General features: G+C 70.0%; 15 protein-coding genes and 3 pseudogenes. 6 read left to right on the top strand and 12 right to left on the bottom strand.

Annotation, left to right across the window (positions count from 1 at the left end; translation table 11 throughout):
* Positions 1-209 precede the first annotated feature (209 nt).
* The 8 genes and pseudogenes from ACFY7E_RS25815 to ACFY7E_RS25780 form a co-directional block, all read right to left on the bottom strand.
* Positions 210-442, bottom strand: a pseudogene (locus ACFY7E_RS25815) (IS630 family transposase); the annotation flags it as partial.
* Positions 443-451: 9 nt separating this feature from the next.
* Positions 452-967, bottom strand: a pseudogene (locus tag ACFY7E_RS25810) (transposase family protein).
* Positions 968-1,036: 69 nt separating this feature from the next.
* Positions 1,037-1,246, bottom strand: coding sequence for a hypothetical protein (locus ACFY7E_RS25805; protein ID WP_389488694.1), 210 nt, complete (start codon positions 1,244-1,246; stop codon positions 1,037-1,039).
* Positions 1,247-1,522: 276 nt separating this feature from the next.
* Complete coding sequence (locus ACFY7E_RS25800; RefSeq protein ID WP_389488691.1) at positions 1,523-2,074, bottom strand: EF-hand domain-containing protein; 552 nt, start codon at positions 2,072-2,074, stop codon at positions 1,523-1,525.
* 135 nt (positions 2,075-2,209) lie between these two features.
* Entirely contained in the window at positions 2,210-4,522 is a 2,313-nt protein-coding gene (locus ACFY7E_RS25795; RefSeq protein ID WP_389488689.1) for a molybdopterin-dependent oxidoreductase, read from the bottom strand.
* Positions 4,523-4,877: 355 nt separating this feature from the next.
* On the bottom strand, positions 4,878-6,281 hold the full coding sequence (locus ACFY7E_RS25790) for a hypothetical protein (RefSeq protein ID WP_389488686.1): 1,404 nt from the start codon (positions 6,279-6,281) through the stop codon (positions 4,878-4,880).
* Positions 6,282-6,797: 516 nt separating this feature from the next.
* Entirely contained in the window at positions 6,798-7,289 is a 492-nt protein-coding gene (locus tag ACFY7E_RS25785; RefSeq protein WP_389488684.1) for an RICIN domain-containing protein, read from the bottom strand.
* Positions 7,290-7,723: 434 nt separating this feature from the next.
* Positions 7,724-7,846, bottom strand: a complete 123-nt coding sequence (locus ACFY7E_RS25780; RefSeq protein ID WP_389488682.1) for a hypothetical protein — start codon at positions 7,844-7,846, stop codon at positions 7,724-7,726.
* Between the two features lie 326 nt (positions 7,847-8,172).
* Here ACFY7E_RS25780 and ACFY7E_RS25775 point away from each other — a divergent pair, with 326 nt between their 5' ends.
* The 3 genes from ACFY7E_RS25775 to ACFY7E_RS25765 all read left to right on the top strand — a co-directional run bounded on the left by ACFY7E_RS25775 (position 8,173) and on the right by ACFY7E_RS25765 (position 11,140).
* On the top strand, positions 8,173-8,325 hold the full coding sequence (locus tag ACFY7E_RS25775) for a hypothetical protein (protein ID WP_389488680.1): 153 nt from the start codon (positions 8,173-8,175) through the stop codon (positions 8,323-8,325).
* A 512-nt stretch (positions 8,326-8,837) separates the two neighbouring features.
* Positions 8,838-10,337 (top strand): globin domain-containing protein, encoded by a 1,500-nt coding sequence (locus ACFY7E_RS25770; RefSeq protein ID WP_389488677.1) that lies wholly within the window; start codon positions 8,838-8,840, stop codon positions 10,335-10,337.
* Entirely contained in the window at positions 10,334-11,140 is an 807-nt protein-coding gene (locus ACFY7E_RS25765) for a pyridoxamine 5'-phosphate oxidase family protein (RefSeq protein WP_389488673.1), read from the top strand. Before ACFY7E_RS25770 ends, ACFY7E_RS25765 begins: the two co-directional genes overlap by 4 nt.
* Positions 11,141-11,751: 611 nt before the next feature.
* Here the strand turns inward: ACFY7E_RS25765 and ACFY7E_RS25760 are convergent.
* Positions 11,752-12,039 carry a helix-turn-helix domain-containing protein gene (locus ACFY7E_RS25760; RefSeq protein ID WP_389488671.1) on the bottom strand — a complete coding sequence of 96 codons (288 nt, stop codon included), beginning with the start codon at positions 12,037-12,039 and terminating at the stop codon, positions 11,752-11,754.
* Positions 12,040-12,530: 491 nt separating this feature from the next.
* On the opposite strand from ACFY7E_RS25760, the gene ACFY7E_RS25755 reads away from it, so the two are divergent.
* From ACFY7E_RS25755 to ACFY7E_RS25745, 3 genes and pseudogenes are all read left to right on the top strand, one after another.
* Complete coding sequence (locus ACFY7E_RS25755) at positions 12,531-13,001, top strand: MarR family winged helix-turn-helix transcriptional regulator (protein WP_389488668.1); 471 nt, start codon at positions 12,531-12,533, stop codon at positions 12,999-13,001.
* A gap of 161 nt (positions 13,002-13,162) precedes the next feature.
* Positions 13,163-14,770, top strand: coding sequence for an MFS transporter (locus tag ACFY7E_RS25750; RefSeq protein ID WP_389488666.1), 1,608 nt, complete (start codon positions 13,163-13,165; stop codon positions 14,768-14,770).
* Between the two features lie 4 nt (positions 14,771-14,774).
* A pseudogene (locus ACFY7E_RS25745) lies at positions 14,775-15,662 on the top strand (IS5 family transposase).
* Between the two features lie 29 nt (positions 15,663-15,691).
* On the opposite strand, the gene ACFY7E_RS25740 reads toward ACFY7E_RS25745, so the two are convergent.
* The 3 genes from ACFY7E_RS25740 to ACFY7E_RS25730 form a co-directional block, all read right to left on the bottom strand.
* A complete protein-coding gene (locus ACFY7E_RS25740) occupies positions 15,692-16,270 on the bottom strand; it encodes a DUF6368 family protein (RefSeq protein WP_389488663.1) in 579 nt (192 codons plus the stop codon).
* A gap of 72 nt (positions 16,271-16,342) precedes the next feature.
* Positions 16,343-17,824, bottom strand: a complete 1,482-nt coding sequence (locus tag ACFY7E_RS25735; RefSeq protein WP_389488661.1) for an amino acid permease — start codon at positions 17,822-17,824, stop codon at positions 16,343-16,345.
* 70 nt (positions 17,825-17,894) lie between these two features.
* Positions 17,895-19,661 (bottom strand): hypothetical protein, encoded by a 1,767-nt coding sequence (locus ACFY7E_RS25730; protein WP_389488658.1) that lies wholly within the window; start codon positions 19,659-19,661, stop codon positions 17,895-17,897.
* Between the last annotated feature and the right edge of the window lie 37 nt (positions 19,662-19,698).

The raw sequence follows: 19,698 nt of genomic DNA, 5'->3' as shown, positions 1-19,698 counted from the left end.
CGGTCTCGGTGATGTCAACGGTGTACGCGTCGAGGCACATCGCCTAATTGGCCCAGCACTCCAGACGGGCCCGGCCAAGTGGTAGGTGTGATCACCGCTTACTGCAACGGCATACAGAAGTGCCCACATTGGGTGAATGAGTAGCCCGGTGAACGAAGACGACTTCGACGACCGACGCCGTGACCTCGCGGGGTCGAGTGGGGTCGTGTTGCGGTCGGCAGCGGCCTGTCGCCCCGGCGGAGACCTCGTTCGCCGCGGGTGCGCGTTCGCGGCGTTGGGCGGCCAGGACGTCGGGGCGGCGGGCGTTCTGGTCGCGTCAGTACAGGTGGGCGTACAGGGCCCGGGTTTGGGCGGTGTGGCCCGGGTGCCGGGAGGCGGCGAGGGTGAACTGCCGCAGCGGCCCGAAGCGGGCCTCGATGGGGTTGGACCTGGACGCGTGAGTGAACTCTTCTCATCCTGAACGACTGCAGGTCGACAGGGCGTGTACGGCCTGGACGAGGATGCCGGTGCGTCGGGTGGGGCATCGGGCCCGTCGGAGGGTCCGACAGGACTTCGTCCGAGCGAAGACGCGTTCGCCGGGGGCTCTCCTGTCTGGCGTGGTCGCGGTCGGACCGCTGTTGGTGCTCTGATCGTTCGCCGTGGTGGCAGGGGGTGCGGAAGGTGGCGCCGGCGCCCTGGGGGACACGGACGGCCAGGACAAGGATCTGCCTGGTGCCCGGGCGGCGAGGGCGTTCGGGGGCTCGTCGACGTACCGCCGGGCAGTTGCAGCCGAGACGCCGAAGCCGACCGCGAGCCGGGCAGACGTCTCGTCCTTGCGCAGACGGGCCGGTACGAGGAGGGCCTGCCTGACGCAGCCGAGCCGTCTCCACGGCGAGTTCGGTTCACGCCTTCGGGCGCGGATCAGCCGGGAGACGTGCTCGACCGGCTCGTACGGGACGTCGAGCGTGGAAGGACAAGGAACGAGCAGGGCCCCCGGGCCGTCGGCGGTGTCGAGTCGACCACGATGGCCGACACCGCTCCCCCCAGTAGGAGAGCTTCAGGCCGGTTCCCAGGAGTCGCCCCGCACGATCGTAGGGTGGTTCTCGGACACGGGACAGTAGGACTCCGCCGTCACACCGTCCAGCACCGCCGACACCTCGTCGGGGCTCATGCCGAAGCGCAATGGTCCCACACCCACGAACGAATCCGACGTCCGCTGTCGGCGCTCGCCGTCCGTCAACACGTTCCACCACTTGAACATGGCCACGAAGACCACGGCAGGCCTTCCCCCGCAGGATCCGCCGGTCGGGCCCCAGCCGCACGTCCCGCCGGCGGGGACCGACCCGTGAGGGTGGCGCGCACCGCGTCTCGCGGGCCGGCCTTCCTGCAGACCCTTCCAGGAGCGGCTGGACCGCCCTCGGGCCGCGGCCGATCGTACGGCGGCCGGCAACGCCTCACGCGACACCGCCTCGCAACACAGGAGTGCGACAAAGCCGGCGGGGGCATCCACCGGCCACGCGGGTCCGGGGGCGTACGGGGGCTGTCAGACGGTGACCTTGCCGAAGATGTGGTTGGCGGGAGCGTCGGGGTCGTTGCCGTAGAAGAACTCCTCGAGTGCCCGGTGGAACTCGTCCCGGTCCAGCCCGCCGGAACCGTCGAGGTCCAGAGCGGCGAAGACGGCGGCGCAGTCCTCGCCGGGAACGGCGGCGACGGAGTCGAACATCTGTTGGAACTCGGTCTGGTCGATCTTGCCGTCTTCGTTGAGGTCGACGAGGTCGAAGAAGCAGTCGGTGACCGGCCCGATCTGCTGTGGGTAGAGCGCACGGTCGGTCAGGACGCTCTTGAAGCCTTCGGTCATCTCCCGCACGTCGACCTTTCCGTCACCGTCCCGGTCCATCGGGGCGATGACGTTCGACCAGAACTGGTCCATCCCCTCGGTGAGCCGGCGGGCCGTCCCGGCATCGGGGGTGATCTCGCGGGCGCTGATGTAGCGCTCGCTCATCTCGCGGACGTCGCGCCGGGTGATGAACCCGTCGCCGTCGACGTCGGCGCCCTTGAACCACTGGCCGTACTTGAGATCTTGGAGTGCAGTCATGGCTGCGGACCCTATGCGCGCTGTCACGGCCGCGCGGACGTCCGCACGGGAGCCGGGCGTCCGGTCGGGCCTGCCGACCGAGTACCCGACGAGGCTGAACACGGCAGACGCGGCAGTGGTCGGGGCGGCTTCGTTTCAGTGTTCGAGGTGTGGTGGTGCGAAGGCGAGCACCTCTTCGATCGGCCCGTCGTGGACCGCGACATCGACGAGCGCACTGTGTGCACTGGGACCTTGGGACAGGCGCGAGCACCCGCGGTCGCCGGTCAGGGTGTTCGGGTTGCCGTGGCGGTCCAGGGTCCCGCTCCGTCCCGGCTGGACCGGGTCCCACCACGCTCCGGTGGACAGCTGGACGACACCGGGCATGACGGCGTCCGACAGGATGGCTCCCGCCAGGCAGCTGCCTCGGTCGTTGAAGACGCGCACGACCATGCCGTTCTCGATACCGCGCGGTGTCGCGTCCTGCGGGTTGATCGTTACGGGCTCACGACCGTGGATCTTCGACTCGAGGCTGTGGCTGCCGTTGTCGTACTGGCTGTGCAGGCGTGAGGCGGGCTGATTCGAGATCAGGTGCAGCGGGAAGCGGTCCGCCAGGTCGGCACGAAGCCATTCCACGGGTTCGAACCACATCGGATGCCCCCGGCAGTCGTCGTAGCCGAACGAGTCCACCGTCTCGGAGAAGATCTCGATCCGGCCCGACGGCGTCGTCAGGGGGAAGCGTTGCGGATCGGCGCGCAGTGCTTCGAAGCTGCCGGGAAACGGCCCGCCGAGTCCAGGCAGTTCGACACCGCAGCCGCGTTGCCAGAAATCGTCGAAGTCGGGCAGGGCCGCCTCGTCGCCGAGGTTCGCCCGTGTCTCGGCGTAGAGCTGCCGGACCCAGCCGATCTCGGAACGCCCCTGGGTGAACGCACGCTCATAGCCGAGCCGGGCAGCCAGAGCGGCGAAGATCTGGTGGTCGGTGCGCGCCTCGCCGGCCGGCTCGCGGACCTTCGGCATCGCGACGAGGTGGGGGTCGGAGAAACCCGCGGCGAAGTCGTCACGCTCCAGGCTGGTCGCGACGGGAAGCACGATGTCGGCGAACTTCGCCGTGGTGTTCCACCAGGCCTCATGGACCACCACTGTGTCCGGGCTCTGCCAGGCCCGGCTGAGGCGGTGGAGGTCCTGGTGGTGGTGGAAGGGGTTTCCTCCGCACCAGTAGATCAGGCGCAGGTCCGGCAGGACCAGGCGCTGACCGTCGTAGTCGATGGTCGCGCCCGGTTCCAGCAGGGTGTCGGCGATCCGTGCGACCGGAATGAAGTCCGCGACAGGGTTCACCACCCGCGGCACCGATGCCACAGGCGGGCGGCCCGGGGCGACGCCGGTCGCATCCATCGTCGCGTAGCCCGCACCCCAGCCGCAGCCGGGCCGGCCCAACGAACCCGCCATGGCCGCCAGCACGACCGACATCCAGATCGGCTGCTCGCCGTGGTCCGCCCGCTGTACGGCGTAGTTGACCATGATGAGAGAACGCTGCGTGCACAGGCGGCGGGCCAGATCGGTGATCGTGTCGCGGCCGACGCCCGTGATCCTCGCGGCCCAGTCGGCGTCCTTGACGACGCCGTCCACGGCGCCGGTCAGGTAGGGGACGAAGCGGTCGAAACCCTCACAGCAGCGGGTGAGGAAGTCCTCGTCGTACCAGTCGTTGACCAGCATCGTGTGTGCGATGCCGAGCATCAGGGCGGTGTCGGTGTTGGGGACGACCGGTAGCCATTCGGCGTCCAGGAAGTCGGCAGTGTCACTGCGGATCGGACTGACGTTCACGAACCGCACTCCGGCCTCACGGCACTTCCGCTGCAAGCCCCGCGTCTGGTGCCGGGCCAGCCCGCCGGGGTTGATCTGGCTGTTCTTCAGGGCCAGCCCCCCGAAGGCCACCACGAGTTCACAGCTCTCGGCGATCTCGTTCCACATCGGCATCCTGGACTGATAGCTCCACGGAGCCCCGCCGATCACATGCGGGAGGACGACCTCGAGCGCGGCGGTGCTGTACGTGTTGCGCGAGTCGGTGTAACCCCCGCCCAACGCCAGGAAACGCTGGAGCTGACCCTGCGCGTTGTGGAACCCGCCCGCACTGGCCCAGCCGTACGAGCCCCCGAACACCGCGCTGTTCCCGTGCTGTGCGCGCACCCGGCGCAACTCCTCACTCACCAGCGCGAGCGCGTCGTTCCAGCTGACCTCCACGAAGGCGTCAGCACCTCTGGCCGTGTCGCCGGTGCGCGGCAGGCCGTCGAGCCATCCCTTGCGCACCGCCGGACGCAGCACCCGCGCACTGTCCTCGGCGGCCCTCACCATGCCCGGGCCGATCGGCGAGGGGGCGGGGTCATCGCCCCGGGGCTCGATGCGCACCAGCTGACCCGAATCGACCACGGCCACGAAACTGCCCCAGTGCGTCGCCACCGGCACGCGTCGTTCCACCGTGCACCAACTCCGTCCCTGAAGTCTCTCCGGCTCTCGAACACCGGCAGCCGGCTCACAAGGCCTTTCCGTCGGTCAGCCGTCCGCAGGACACAGCCTCCCCCTGACGGATGCCGTCCAACCCTGACGGTGCATGCGCCCCCCCTCGGCTGCTGTGCTTGAAAGAGCGTTCTGCCGTGGCAGGGGCGTTCGGCGTCGCCGGGCTGCTCGAGGAGCCCCGCCGGTGCAGAGGGACTGGTCCGAGCGGCCGATGCCGGCGTCAGGTGAGCAGAACCCGGAGCGCATTCGGACAGGCCGGCCCCGAGCCCCGGGAGGTTCCGGTCTCCCCCGGGGCCGGGCGTGATCCCGTACGAGTTCAGGCGTGTGGTGCGCAGGGGGTGCAGCAGGCCGGTGCGGGTTCGACGCAGACGGTGACGGAGTCGGTGTTGTTCGCCGGATCGGGGTCCTTCTCGGCAGCCGTGACGACGGCGGTGTTGGTGAGGCGCACGGGCCTGACGGCCTTCGCCCGCAGGGTGAGGACCGCGCGGGCGCCCGCGGCCATCTCGCCGACCGACCATTCTCCGGTCTCCGGAACGTAGGTTCCGGAGGCGGTGTCGGCGGACAGGAAGACGAGCCCGTTCGGGAGCCGGTCGGTGACCGTGACCCCGGTAGCCGGACTGGGGCCGGCGTTGTGGACGCACAAGCGATAGGTCGCCGTCTGCCCGACGGTGAGGGTGGTCGCGTCGGCGGCCTTCACCACGGTCAGATCGGCGGCCGGCCTGACCTCGGTCACGGCCTCGTCGGACGTGGACGCCAACGGTTCCGGAGTCGGGCCGAGCCAGTTCTCGTAGGCCGCCGCAGCGGTGTTGGTGAGAAGGGTGCCCGCCGTTTCCCGCCCGAGCCCGACCCGGTACTCGACGGTGGTGCCGTTCGGCAGGGCGGCGGTACTGGCCAGGCTCCCGCCCTGCGACGCCGAGGCGCCGGTGCCGAGCCGGAAGACCACCGTGTTGGTCCCGGCATCGTACGTGGCCTGGTCGTCACCCGCCCGGTCGGTCTTCACGCCCGCGTTCGGGCCGTCGACGATCCGCAACGAACCGGGTACGTACGTCGTCCCCGGGGGCAGGACGTCGGTCATGACGAGCCGCTCGGCGTCTCCGCCGCCCTCGTTCCTGGCGGTGATCCGGTACGTGACGACGTCCCCGACGTCCAACGGGCCCTCCGGCACGGCGCTCTTGGTGAGCACCACGTGCGGAGCGGTGCCGAAGAACACCCCGTCGAGGAAGTTGCCGATCCCGCGGTTGCCGCCGGCGGCCGAGACGGACCGGAACGCGAAACGGGTGGTGGTCTGGCCGGCCGGGACGGTGTAGGTGCCGGTGTAGAAGCCCCATGCCGTGTTGCCGTCGGTGAAGGTGCGCTGTTCGACCGTGCCGCCCGGGGCGCCGATGTCCAGGGCCATGGTGTCCTGGCCCTGTCGGCCGCGGTGGTGGAGCCGCCAGTACAGCTTGGTGCCGGGAGTGGTCGGCAGGTCCTGGTAGAGGGTGGAGACCTGGTTGGCGTTGAGTTCGGCGAACTGCTCGCCCTCGGCCGAGGGAACCCCGTTGAAACCGGAGTGCCACAGTTCGACCATGTGGTCGGTCGCGGTGGTGAGCCAGCCCGGAACGTGCCGGGAGGCCTGGGCCTGGGAGGCGTCCGGGAGGAAGGCCATGTCGGCGACGGGCGGCTGTTCGAAGCTTCCGTTGACGAGGGTGACCCGGAGCGGGCCGGAGGGAGGGGTGCTCATGCTGGCGTCTCCGATCGGTCTGCGGTGCGCTGTGGGCCCGTCCTGCCGAACGTCGGGTCGCGGACGGAACGGGAGGACGGTGCCGGTACGCTCCGTAGCTCACCGCTCTCGAAGGATTGCGTGAAGTCACGGCGGAGGAGTCTCGGCCAGGCCCGACCAATGGGTTTACCCGTGGTCGCACCGGGACCACGGCCTTGCGCCCGCTGCCGGGGCTTCCGGACCCCCCCGTCGGCCACCCGCGGCGCACCGTCCGCGCGCGTACCGCCCGTGTCGACCGGATGGCATCGCGTCCTGGCACCCGTGCGCCACCGAGAAGGGTGAACCGGGCGCCCTGAAGTTGACGAAACTCCGTTCTGGACGCGAGGTCTCGGCACAGAGGTCCACGACGGGGAACTCGCTCCCGGCGGACGGGGCCGACCGCCGGCTCGACGGGTGCGGAGGCAACGAGAACGGCCGTTCCCCTCTCCGAGGAGGAGGAACGGCCCGCAGGCATGCGTGCTGCCGGTGGTGAGGAGCTTACTGGGGGCAGGTCTCCTGGACGACCTTGCCGCCCGTCTCGGTGGCGGTGGCCGGGTCCATCGACAGGCACTTGCCCGTCCAGTCGTTGACGAACGTGTAGGCCGGCCGGGACCCGGTCGGGGTGGCGAGCTTGACCGGGATGACGTTCCACGTCTGGCTGCCCGAGAACCAGCGGGTCTCGCAGTGCCACCAGAACAGTTGGGTGCCGGAGCCGGGCGGGGTGCCGTCGTTGTAGGGGACGGTCAGGCACTTGCCGTTGCCGGCCTTGATCCAGTAGTGGCCCTTGCCGTCGTACGACGGCTTCTCGGCGCCCCACTGGTGACTGCTGGGCGGGGTCGACTGGCACGCGCGCCGGGTGACCAGGCCGCCGGTCTTGGAACTGTCGAACTCCGGACCCCTCACCATGCAGCGGTTGTGCGGGCTGTTGACGTAGGTCTTGTTCTCGACGCAGAGGCCATCGCGCTCCTCCGGTTCGGAGACCCGCACCACGCCGCAGCAACCACCCAGCCGTGTCGAACTGCCGGAGTGCCACCGCTGAAATGCCGGTTGCCGACGGTGACGGGCCTTCCCGTCGAGGATCCGGTCACTGGAACACGGCCCTGGGGCTGCCGGGCGAGGTGGAAGGCGTGCCGACGCTCCGGCCCGAACAGGCTGTGGACCCGCCCGTCTTCCGGGAGGACCTCGCCCTCGTCCTTCGCCGGCGAAATGAGGACCACGTCATGAGAGCGACCCGACGACCGGGGAAACGGACTGCGCGGCAGTAGGTGCGGCCGCCCTGGGACGGAGGCTGATCGACGCACTCGTGCCGACGGCGCCCGCGTCCGCGACCCCGTGGACATCACCTGACTGACCGCCACCCGCGACACCGTCCACACGCCACTGCTGACCGACACCCCTCGACCCACCCGCCTGCAGATCACCGATCACTCCAGCTGCGTGTCCCTGCTGAACGGAGTGAGCAGCGGATCGGGGAACTGCTCCGTCGACGTCCCCTCCACCGGCTGCCCGGTCTCCGTCCAGAGCCCGCTGACCTCAAGCACCGTCACCTACCACCGGAACACCTGCAGCTCCAGCAGGATCACCTTCGCGAGCGGCACCGCGGTCCGGGCGGCCGACGGAACCGTCACCGTGACCGGCGTCGGAGCGGTGGCCGTCGGCCTGAGAGCCGGCCAGACCGCCACCCGTGTCACCGGGGAGCCGAACCTCAGCCCGACCGCCTGCCTCGGCGACGGCCTGAACGAGACCGGCAGCGCTGCCAACGAGCCGGTCATCGCCCCCGTGCAGGAGCGAGGAGGGCCGGCGCCGCCATGCCGCCGCCCGGGTGCCGACGAGGCCGGAGAGCCCACCCCGCCACGAACGGAAGAGGTTCCTCATGCCGCAGAGAGTCCACCGCGAGACCGCTCTGGCAGTGGCCGCGACCCTCGGCACCGTCGTCCCCGGTCTCCACCCGGCTGTGGCCACCGAACCGCCGACCCCTGCCTCGCTCACCGGCGTGTACGGAGTCCGGAACGGTCCGTCGTCGTGAGGTCCCGCCACTTCACCGGCGACAGCAAGTCTGCCGGTGCGTCGATCGCCGCGATTCGGCCCACCTTCTGACAACGGCGAGCCGGGACCGGAATGGAGTGGGTGAGGGAATCGTGAAGGATTGGTACGCCCTGTGTGGGGAGTTCTGATCGCATCGCCGTTTTTGGGCAGTGAATTCCTCGTAATCATCCGGCGGGCGTCTTGTCGCATCGACCGAACTCGTCGGAGGCTCGTGACGGAGGTCACGTTCTTGAGTCCGCGAACGCCGCTGACCAGGTGGAACTCAATGTGGACGCTTGGGTGAGGGGCCCGCTCATGAATTCACGGCGTCGGGGTATGGTCGATCTCGTTCGAACGCCCGGTCGTCCGTCGAGCATCAAGGGTGGTGCACGTCGACGGGCTTGAAGAGACAAGGGGTAAAGCGCCGGGAATTTTGATGGAAAGGAAAAACGGGGCACATGTGGACCCCGCGTACGAAGGTCGACCGAAAGATGTTCGAGGCGAGGCAAACCCATGAATGCTCCGACCACCACGTCGGCCGACGGAGACAGGTCCGACGACAACGCCGGCGGCAGCCAGGACGCAGGCTGGTTCGGCCGAAGCCCCCGACAGCACCAGGGGGAGGTGCCCAGGGAAGCGGCGAGCCGGACACCCGGCCGCCCGGTCACACCGATACGCCCGGTGGGCAGCGGTACCGACCGGATTCGTACGGCACATGAGCCACTCGCCAGGACCCGAGCCGCAACGCATGGCGGGACACGGCCACAGGCCCAGAACCCGGCATCGGAACGGATCCCGCCCCGGGTCCAGGGCCCCGAGCCGCAACGGACCCGGACCCGGGAGTCCGAGCCGACACCCGCCTCGGCCTCGGCGCCCGCCCCCGAGGACATGTCCGACAGCGCTCTCCTGCGCCGCACCATGGCAGAGATCGAGCCGATCGCCGACCAGGTCACCTCGCACTTCTACTCCTTGCTCTTCCTCCGCCACCCCGACCTGCGCGTCCTCTTCCCCGCGGCGATGGACGCCCAGCGCGACCGCCTCTTCAGGGCGCTGCTCACCGCCGCGACCCATGCGGAGGACGCCGAGACCCTGACGACGTACCTGTCCCACCTCGGCCGCGGGCACCGGAAGTACGGGACCCTTCCCGAGCACTACCCCGCCGTCGGTGAATGCCTCATCGGCGCCCTCTCCGGCCATGCCCCCCAGAGCTGGGGGCCGCGGACCGAGGCCGCCTGGGTCGCTGCCTACACCACGATCTCCCAGATCATGATCGACGCAGCGGCCGAGGACGAACTGCGTGCCCCCGCCTGGTGGCAGGCGGAGGTCGTCGCGCACGAGATGCGCACGCCGGACGTAGCGGTCGTGACCGTCCGTCCCGACCGGCCCTACCCCTTCCTCGCCGGCCAGTACACCGCTCTCGAGACGCCCTGGTGGCCGCGCGTCTGGCGGCACTACTCCTTCGCCTCCGCGCCCCGCACCGACGGGCTGCTCTCGTTCCACGTCAAAGCCGTGCCGGCGGGCTGGGTCTCCAACGCCCTGGTGCACCGCGCCCGTCCGGGGGACGTGATCCGTCTCGGCGCCCCCATCGGATCCATGACCGTGGACCACGGCACCGACAACGGGTTGCTGTGCCTCGGCGGCGGCACCGGCATCGCACCCATCAAGGCCCTCGTCGAGGACGTGGCCCGCCACGGCCGCCGCCGTTCCGTCGAGGTGTTCTACGGAGCGCGTCGCGACCACGACCTGTACGACATCGAAACCATGCTCCGCATGCAGCGGTCGCACCCGTGGCTCTCGGTCCGGCCGGTCGTCGACGACGGCCATGACGGCGCCCTCGGCGACCGGCTCCCGGAGGCCGTCTGCGAGTACGGCCCCTGGTACACCTACGACGCGTACCTGTCCGGCCCGCCCGGCATGATCCGCCGCGGCGTCGACACCCTGGTGGGCATCGGCGTTCCCACCCACCGCATACGGCACGACTCTATCGAGGAACTGGTCGGGGCGAGGAATTGAGCACGTTCGAACAGACCGAGCACCGGCAGGCGACGTCACTGCCACCGCGCACCATCCGTCCGGGGAGCGACGGCGAGCATCTTGTCCAGCGGCTCACGGGCACCGCCGAGCGCGCCGACAAGTTCTACGCCGAGCAGGTTCTCGACCGGCTCAACATCCGGATGCGGGAGTTCGTGGCGCGCCAGGAGATGTTCTTCCTGGCGACCTCCGACCGGCACGGTGAGTGCGACAACACCTTCCGCGCCGGCCCGCCCGGCTTCCTCCACGTCCTCGACGACCGGACCCTGGTCTACCCCGAGTACCGAGGCAACGGAGTCCAGGCCAGCCTCGGCAACATCGAGGAGAACCCCCACGTCGGCCTCCTGATGATGGACTTCCTCCAGGACCGCATCGGACTCCACGTCAACGGCACGGCCCGGGCCGTGGCCGACGAGGAGATGCGCGGCGCACACGCCGGACTCGCGTGCGACCCCGTGCCCGGACGTCGGGCCCGGATGTGGGTGGTGATCGCGGTGGAGGAGGCGTACATCCACTGTGCCAAGCACGTTCCGCACCTGCAGAAGGCGCCTCGCCGCGGCTCCGACCGCGCGTGGGGGACGGACGACTTCAAACGCAAGGGCGGGGACTTCTTCGGAGCCGCCGCGGAAGCGCCTGAGCGGGGTCCGTTCCTGCCGCCACCGCGCGCGGACGCGGCGACGTGGCGAGCGCAGGCCGAAAAGGTCCTGGAGCGGGCAGAGCAGCGCTCGGCCGAGGCGGGGGAGCAGGCGTTCAGCGGCTGGTTCCGTCGAAGCGCGACCGCGTGATCAGTACAGGGGGAGGGCCATGCCGTCAATCGCGTCGCGTTGCCCGGACCGCCACCGGAGGAGGTGAGCGGGGAGCGCTTCACGCAGGCGGCGAACTGTTTGGGGCTGCTGGCGGGAACCGACGCGTGACGCCGATCGCTCTCCCCGTGCGGACTGGGCGGGACGGAAACGCCGGAGCACGTGCCGCGTGCCGCACGGCAGCGTGACGCAGTCGTCGAAGCCGGAACCGTCGGATCCGGGAGACCGGCCCGCATCGGGAGTGGGGCGAGGGCGACGGCCGCCCCCCCCAGGATTGGACGGATCCTGCGCCCGAACGTCCTCGCAGCCGTATGCCGACGGCCATGTGGGTTTCCCCGGCGGCCGCCAGGAGGTCGCCCCGCTGACGGCCACCGGGATGTCCCCGGTCGCGACCGGACGAGCCCCCGCATTCGAGCCTGCGGGGTCGGCCAAAGGTTTCACCCCCTGCTCGCCGGTAGCCCGGGGAGTCGGTAGCCGGTACCTCGGACGGCGGCGATGTGAGCGTGGTGCGTGAGCCGGTCTGCCGCCGCGGGATCGGTCACGCTGCTGTTTCCTCGGTCGCGACAGGGTTGTTCCGGCCGGCGCTTGAGCGGTTACTTCGTGTAGTCGTAGACGGTCGCCCGGGAGACGCCGAGCCGGTCGGCGACGAGCTGTGCGGAACTGCGGGTTTCGAAGAACCCCTCACGGTGCAGCCGCCGGACCAGTTCGCGCTTCTGGCCGCGGTTGAGGCTGCGAGGAGTGCTGGAGTGCCGGGCGGCGAAGGCGTCGATGGCCGACCGGTGTTCGCGTCCGGTCCGGTCGCGCAGCGTCTCCAGGGCCTCATCCGGGTGTTCGACATCCGTGGCGTTGTCGACGACGTCGGAGGGATCGGCCGAGTTCACCCCCACCGTGATGCCCTGGGCATGGACGACGACATCGAACGGCGGCTTCCCGGGCTTCCGACTCCGTCACGGCGGTGAACTGTCCACCGGGGCGCATCCAGTGGTCGGTTCCCCAGGCCCCACCCACAAGCGGAGCAGGCTCTCGGTCCCGTTGCTCACGCTGGTCCTCGACACACGAGAACCCTGACGATCAGCATGACCGGCCGGACAGTTCCCGGTGCTGCCGCCCTTCGGCGGGGCGCCGAGCGGTTGCCTGTCCTCCTTGTCGGCCGCTGTGATCGTCGGGGCGCCTCCAACGAGGGCGGAACGGTCGATCGGAGCATGACCCGGCGGTGTGTGGTGTCCGGTATTCCGCGCCGGCCGGCGAACCCGGTGCCGGGGCGGTCCGCGGCCGGCCGGCTCCTGGAACGTCTCGACGGCGCCCGGGCCGACGCCCGCCGACAGAAATGAATCTTTTGACATACGTATCCATGCATAGCTAAATTCGGGGTATGCCCTCACGCAGCGCGTCCCACCAGGACATCGATCACCTGGCCTTCGGCCTCGTGGCGTGCCTGCCCGCGCTGACCCGGGCCTTCGAGCGGCACGTCGACGAGCACTACCCGCATCCCAAGCCCTCCGACGCCCAGCTCACGCTGCTGCGATACGTCGAGACGCACGGCGGCACCACAGTCCGTGAGGCCGCCGAAGCAGTACGGATGAAGCCGAACAACGTCAGCGCCCTGGTCACCCAGCTCACCGAGCAAGGGCTCCTCGAACGCCGCCAGGACGGCGCCGACAAGCGGATCGCCCACCTGTACCTCACCCCCGCCGCGCAACAGCGCGTCGGCGAGGTCACGCACCTCATGGGAGAGCGCGCCGCGCAGATCCTGCGGACGATGACCGACGGCGAACTCGACGCCCTCGGCTCGGCCCTGGGCTCCCTCCAGTCGCTCAGCGAGCACCTGCACACCGCGCGCTGAACCCCTTCGGCACGTGGTGTGTTCACCCTGGCACGCCCCGGTGTGCCCGGTGAGCACACCGGGGTCTCCACCCCCCTCCTTTCCTTCCGCCAGTCGCAGCCCGCCGCCCCTGCGGCGCCGTGCGACGGCTCGGCGTTTCATCACGACGAAAGAACACACCCATGGCCTCCGTCGGCACCCTGGCCGAACCGTCCCACTCTCCGCCCGCCGCAACGGCACACGATCGTCGCTCCAACCCCTGGCTGACACTGATCGCCGTGGCTTTCGGCCTGTTCATGGTCGGTCTCGACGGCTCCGTCGTCTCGATCGCCAACCCCGAGATCGGCCGCGACCTCCAAGCATCCACCTCCGATCTGCAGTGGGTCACCAACTCCTACCTGCTCGCCCTCGCCGCAGCCCTGATCCTCGGCGGCAAGCTCGGCGACCGCTTCGGCCGCCGTACCTTCTACCTGGTCGGCGTCGCCGGCTTCACCCTCGCCTCCGTCGCCATCGGCCTGGCCGGTTCCATCGAGGGCGTCATCACCTTCCGCGCCCTGCAGGGCTTCTTCGGTGCCCTGCTGATGCCCAACACCCTCGGTCTGCTCCGTGCTGTCTTCCCGCCCAAGAAGTTCGGCATGGCCGTCGGCATCTGGGCCATGGTCTCCTCGGTCTCCACCGCCCTCGGTCCCATCGTCGGCGGCTTCCTCGTCCAGCACGTCAGCTGGGAATCCGTCTTCTACATCAACGCTCCCATCGGCGTCATCGCCCTCGCCTTCAGCGCGTCCGTCCTCCCGCAGAGCAAGAACGAACACGCCGCGCAGGAGAAGTTCGACGTCCTCGGTGTCGTCCTGCTCGCCCTGGGACTGCTCGCGCTCGTCTTCGGCGTGGTCAAGGGAGAGACCTGGGGCTGGACCTCCGCCGGCACCTTCGGTGCCATCGGTGCCGGCCTGCTGGTCCTGGTGCTCTTCGGCCGGTGGCAGAACCGGGTTGCCTCACCGCTGCTGCCGATGCGCCTGTTCCGCGATCCGGCCCTGACCATCGGCGCGATCATCACCGCGCTGAACTTCTTCGTCCTGCTCGGCGTGATCTTCTTCGTCATGATCTACCTGCAGAACGTCCGCGGTTTCACCCCCGTCGAGGCAGGCGTGCGGACCCTTCCTCTCAGCCTGGCCTCCGTCGTCGCCTCCCCGCTAGGCGCCGCGCTCACCGACAAGTTCGGACCGCGCCTGACCATGCCTCTCGGCATGCTTCTCCAGGCCGCCGCGTGCTTCGCCATGCTCGCCTGGGACGCGGACAGCGCCTACAGCCTCATGTGGCCGCCGTTCATCGCCCTCGGCCTCGGCGTCGGCATGGTCATGGCCTCCTCCTCCGACGCCATCGTCGGCAACGCCCCCGTCGAGGACGCCGGCGTCGCCGGCGGCCTGCAGGCCACCGCTCTCCAGATCGGAGGCGCCCTCGGCACCTCCGTCCTCGTCTCCCTCATCGCCGGCCGCGTCGGCACCACCCTCACCGGCGAACTCACCTCGGCAGGCGTCCCCGCACCCGCGGCCACCGCACTGCTGGAGGCCAAGGACGCCGTATCCATGGGCATCGCGCCCATCGCCACCGGCACATCCGCTCAGCTCAAGCCGGCGATCATCGAAGGCAGCCACCACGCCTTCATGAACGGTGTCCACACAGCCGTCCTGACCGCGGGAGTCCTCTGCGTGGCCGGTGCCGCCCTGGCCGTCATCGGCGTCCGGAGAGCCCCTGGCCATGCCCACCGGCACCGGGCCTCGTCGCATCATTGATCTTGTGGTGGGGCGAGGAGAGCTGACAGACGCGGCCTGGTCGCGAAGAGAGCCGTTGCTGCCGAAGCGTGACGGTGCAGACCGCCCGTGGCGGGATCGCAGACAGGTGGTCAACGGGGCGCTCCGGCGGTTGCGGACGGGTGCGCCGTGGCGTGATCCTCCGTCGCGGTACCGGCCCCGGCAGACCGTCTGCCGGCGTTTCGCCCAGTGGGAGAAGGACGGTGTCTGGGTGAAACTCCTGGAAGAAGTCCAGGTCCGCGATGACGCGGTGGGCACCGTGGAGCGGACGGTCTCGATCGACTCCACGGTGGCCCGCGCCCACCAGCACGCCGCCGGTGCCCGCAAAAGGGGGATGAGGCCGGGGACGAATCGGAAGATTCGGCAGCAGTCGGCGTCGCGAGGCGCTCGGACGGTCCAGGGGCGGGCTGACCACCGAGGTCCACCTGGCCGTCGACGGCCGCGGCCCCCCCGGTGTCGATCGTGCTGAGCACCGGCAACACGGCGGACCGCACCATGCTCCCCGCCGTGCTGGACGCGATCCGCATCCCGCATTGGGCCCGGACGGCCCCGCACCAGACCCGACCGTGTCGTGGCGGACAAGACCTGTTCGTCCCGGAAGATCCGCCTCCTGCTGCGGCGCCGGAACATCAAGGCGACCATCCCCGAGCGCCGCGACCAAGTCGCCGACCGCGTTCGCCAGGGCGCGCGAGGCGGTCGGCCCCCACTGTTCAACGCCGAGGCGTATCGAGGCCGCAATGTCGTCGAGCGGTGTTTCTCGCGGTCGAAGCAGTTCCGGGCCGTCGCGACCCGGTTCGACAAGCTCGCCGCGCACTACCGGGCCGGTGCGGTCATCGCATCGCTGACCCTGTGGCTGCGGGACGCAACGACCTGACCCGACCGTCGCCGAGCGAGTGGCAGGCGCTACTTGACCATGTGGAAACCCGGATGCTGCAGCCAGGCCGCCAGGAACTTCGCATCACCGACGTGCCGAGACCACCGCCCACCGCCCCCGGTGTCGTACGAGACCTCCGCGACTCCTTCCGGGAGGGAGGCAATCAGTGCTCTCGTCCGGTCCGGAGACGTCTCGTCGACCGTGACATCACGAGGGGTGGGAGAGCTCAGCAGGCCATCGAAGTCGATCAACGCGTCGAGGCGTTCGGCGAGCGCAAGTGCCAGGTGACCGAGCGCCTGATGGTTCGCCGGGCCCGAGCAGCCGGCGCCGAGCACCAGCCCCTGCACCGGTGGCCGGGGGAAGGCCGAGTAGTCCTCATCCTCCGCCGGCATCTCCTCGTCCTCCGACAGGAAGAACACACCGACACCGGTGGGGTCCAATGCAGGTAGACCCACGGCCGAACCGTCTCGCACCCAGAACTCCAGGTCGCTGCCGACCTTGGTCCCGACCGGCTCGCAGAAGCTTTCCAGCCACGGGACCACATCGGCCAGGACGTTCCCGAACTCGTGCGATTCGAAGAGCCACAGGCCGACTGCCGGTCCCGACATGCCGCCCCCGAAGAGTCGTGTTCCAGTGCCATCCGGACCCGGTTCTACCGGGTCCGGATGGCAACCGCTTGATCATTTGTGAGACACGGCCCAGGGGCGCCGCCGCCGTGCCGTCAGGGCGTAGCAGGCGAGGAGGGCGAGGGTGAAGGCGATGCCGATGACGGCCGCCTGTCGCATGTCGGGTACCTTCACCGCCGTCGCCGCGACCGCGAGGACGCCGAGCCCCGCGACGACGGCGAGCTTGTCGCCTCCTCGGACGGAGAAGCCGGTGAACTCCCCGGGGTGCGCGGCGCGGTGGCGCCGGAAGGCGACGTAGGAGGCCAGGATCAGCAGCCATACCAGCATGACCGCGAAGATCGCGATCGACATCATGATGCCGAAGAGGCCGCTGACGTCGTAGAAGGCGAGCAGGGCCGCGGCCGCGATGCCCAGGGTGGACGCGGCGATCGCGACCGCCGGGACGCCCCGGCGGTTGAGCCGGGCAAGCGGCTTCGGCGCGAGGCCGTCGTCGCCGAGCGAGTGGAGCAGTCGGGAGGCACCGTACAGGTGGGCGTTGGCGGCGGACATGGCGGCGATGAGTACGACCGCGTTGGTGACGGTCGCGGCCGCGGGCACGCCGATCTCGGAGAAGACCCGGACGAAGGGGCTCGCCTCGACGCTGCCGTCGCCGTCCGCCATCCGGCGCCATGGGATCAGGGCCAGCACCAGGGTGATGGAGAGCAGGTAGAAGAAGCTGAGCCGCCAGGCCAGTTGGCGCATCGCGGTGCGTATGGTGCGCTGCGGGTCGGCGGCCTCGGCGGAGGCGATGGCGACGACCTCGAAGCCGGCGTACGCGAACATCACCACGGACATGGCCAGCCAGATCGAGCTCGGGCCGTGCGGGAGGAAGCCGCCGTCGTCGGTGAGGTGCGCGAAGCCGGTGGCCTCGGTGTCCGGCAACCCGAAGAGGACCAGCAGGGCCGCGCAGAGGACGAAGGCGCACAGGGCCGTCACCTTGACGCTGGAGAGCCAGAACTCGGTGGTGCCGAAGGACTTCACGCTGATCACGTTGACCGCGAGGACGATCGCCGCGACGGCGAGGATCGCCATCGACATCGGCACCGCCGGCCACCACCAGCGGATGTAGAGCGCGGAGGCGACGACCTCGGTGCCGATGACGACGACGGCGCTGAACCAGTACAGCCAGCTGCTCAGGAACCCGGCCCAGGGACCCAGGTAGCGGCGGGCGACGGTGCCGAACGAGCCCTGGACGGGGTGGGCGGCGGCCATCTCGCCGAGCAGCACGGCGATGATCGCGACCAGGACCGCCCCGATCGCGTACGAGACGATCACGGCGGGCCCGGCGACGGACATCGCCGAACCGGAGCCGAGGAAGAGGCCGGTGCCGAGCGCGGAGCCCAGCCCGATCATGGTGGTCTGCCGGTGGGTGAGCGAGCGGACCAGCCCCTTGCCGGAGCCGGAGCCGGAGCCGGAGCCGGAGCCGGAGTCGGGAGCGGGTCCGGCTCCGTCGACGGCCGCCGGGGCGGGGGGTGCGGAGTCGCTGGGTGAGGCCATGGCGGTAGGGCCCTTCTGCGCGGGGTCGGGCAACGGGGGAGGGGGAGGGGGAGGGGGAGGGGGAGGGGGATCAGAACTCGCTGTTGCGGAACGGCTTGGCGGGGGCGTCGAGGTCGGGCTTGCCCAGGACCTTCGACGACAGGGCGTAGATGCCGTGGTTGGTCAGGACCCAGGCGATGTTCCGGTCCCACTCCACGTAGACCCCGTGGGTCTGGTTGCCGTACGCGTAGTCCGCCGTGTCGCGGCCGTACGCCTTCGGCACGAAGTAGGCGGAGATCTCCGGGGCGGCCGGGTCCGACACGTCGAAGAACTGCACGCCCGCGTTGTAGAAGCCGTAGCCGAGGACGCCGGCGTCGTGCTTGCCCGGGTTGGTGTAGTAGCCGGTCCGCTTGGGGCCGAAGCTGCCGCGCCGCTGGCAGTAATCCGTGAAGCCGGCCGACCTGGGCGGCACCGGGCGGGGGAGGACGCCGACGACGCGGGGGTTCTTCGGGTCCTTGGCGTCGATCTGGTAGACGTCCTTGTAGGGCTCGTAGCAGTCCTCGGTGAGCGGGTAGCCGGAGTAGTAGATCATTCCGGTCTTCTCGTACTGGGAGACGTCGATGTTGTCGCCCTCGGTGCCCGAGACCGACGCCGGGAGGTCGAGGTGGCTCACGGTCCGCAGGTCCGACGGGTCGGAGACGTCGAGGACCGTCAGGCCGTAGCCGCCCATCGCGGCGAAGGCGTACCGCCCGCCCTTCTCCACGGGCTTGGGGAGGAAGAGCGGCATCCGGGCGCCCATCCAGCTGGTGCGGTTGCCGCAGCGCGGGTTCTTGCGGTACGCCGCGTCCTCCCCGGTGCGCTGCCCCGGCAGGTGCCAGGTGTCGAGGAGCTTCGGGTGCGCCGGGTCGGTCATGTCCCAGGACTGGTAGCCGGCCGAGTGCAGGTTGGTGGGGTACTCGGTGCCGGAGTACGTGTCGTCCGGCGCCGTGGCGATGAACATGTACTTCTCGCCCGTCCAGTACGGTACGTCGATCGAGCCGGAGCCCTGCTGCGCCGACGCCGGGTCGCTGCGCAGCGGGTCGGCCTGGGTGGAGTCGGTGGAGACGGTCGCCAGGAGCTTCCAGTCCTTCTTGCGCGGGCCGTCCAGGCGGTACACCTTGAAGCCCTTCAGGCCCGGCTTCTCCCGCAGCTTCCGCACGCCCTCGGGGTTGTTGTACTTGTCGAGCGGCGGGTGGTCGGAGAGTTCGGAGATCTGCCGCTTGCTCTCGAAGCTCTGCACCATGACGTACGCGTTCAGCTTCTTGTTCCACTGGACGGTGGAGGCGCCCCAGTAGTCGTGCGCCGTCCAGTCGCCGTTGGCCCGGCTCTCGTCGCCGCCGACGTCCTCGCGGCTCAGCTTCTCGACGACTCTCACCTTCCGCACGTCGGTGACGTCGTAGACGCGGCCCTCGGAGCGGTCGTACTGGAAGAGGTAGCGGCGGCCGTCGAAGTCGACGACGTTCTGCCAGGTGTGGAAGTAGTCGGGGGTGAAGCCGGCGCCCTCGTAGGCCGCTTCGACCTTCATGTTCTTGATGTACGAGCGGGTGTCGTACTCCGCCCTGCGTCCCGGGAAGGGGTGCTCGGACTCCTCGTCGACCGGGGTGAGGGCGGGGTGGCGGAACGTGCCGTCGAGCTGCATCCCGTACGCGCCCGGGTCGGCCTGCTCGGGGCGGCGGTCCGCGCACGCCGCGGGGACGTTCGGGTCGGTGGCGGCTGCGGTCGCGGTGCCCGCGCCGGACGGGCCGGGGACGAGCAGGCCGGCGGTGACGGCGGCCGCGGCGACGGTGGCGAGAGCCGTGTTCCTGCGGGTGAAGCGCATCGGACGGTCCTTTCTTTCGGGGTGGGGGAGGGGGGAG

The organism is Streptomyces sp. NPDC012825, assembly GCF_042900925.1.
GTDB lineage: Bacteria > Actinomycetota > Actinomycetes > Streptomycetales > Streptomycetaceae > Streptomyces.
The sequence above is the reverse complement of the archived record's forward strand: the minus strand, read 5'-3'. Positions and strand labels throughout refer to the sequence as shown.

What these genes read in the sequence shown, in the direction of transcription:
- ACFY7E_RS25800 (WP_389488691.1), bottom strand. Translation starts at nt 2,074, where the DNA reads ATGACTGCACTCCAAGATCTCAAGTACGGCCAGTGGTTCAAGGGCGCC.
- ACFY7E_RS25790 (WP_389488686.1), bottom strand. Translation starts at nt 6,281, where the DNA reads ATGAGCACCCCTCCCTCCGGCCCGCTCCGGGTCACCCTCGTCAACGGA.
- ACFY7E_RS25775 (WP_389488680.1), top strand. Translation starts at nt 8,173, where the DNA reads ATGCCGCAGAGAGTCCACCGCGAGACCGCTCTGGCAGTGGCCGCGACC.
- ACFY7E_RS25770 (WP_389488677.1), top strand. Translation starts at nt 8,838, where the DNA reads ATGAATGCTCCGACCACCACGTCGGCCGACGGAGACAGGTCCGACGAC.
- ACFY7E_RS25755 (WP_389488668.1), top strand. Translation starts at nt 12,531, where the DNA reads ATGCCCTCACGCAGCGCGTCCCACCAGGACATCGATCACCTGGCCTTC.
- ACFY7E_RS25750 (WP_389488666.1), top strand. Translation starts at nt 13,163, where the DNA reads ATGGCCTCCGTCGGCACCCTGGCCGAACCGTCCCACTCTCCGCCCGCC.
- ACFY7E_RS25740 (WP_389488663.1), bottom strand. Translation starts at nt 16,270, where the DNA reads ATGTCGGGACCGGCAGTCGGCCTGTGGCTCTTCGAATCGCACGAGTTC.
- ACFY7E_RS25735 (WP_389488661.1), bottom strand. Translation starts at nt 17,824, where the DNA reads ATGGCCTCACCCAGCGACTCCGCACCCCCCGCCCCGGCGGCCGTCGAC.
- ACFY7E_RS25730 (WP_389488658.1), bottom strand. Translation starts at nt 19,661, where the DNA reads ATGCGCTTCACCCGCAGGAACACGGCTCTCGCCACCGTCGCCGCGGCC.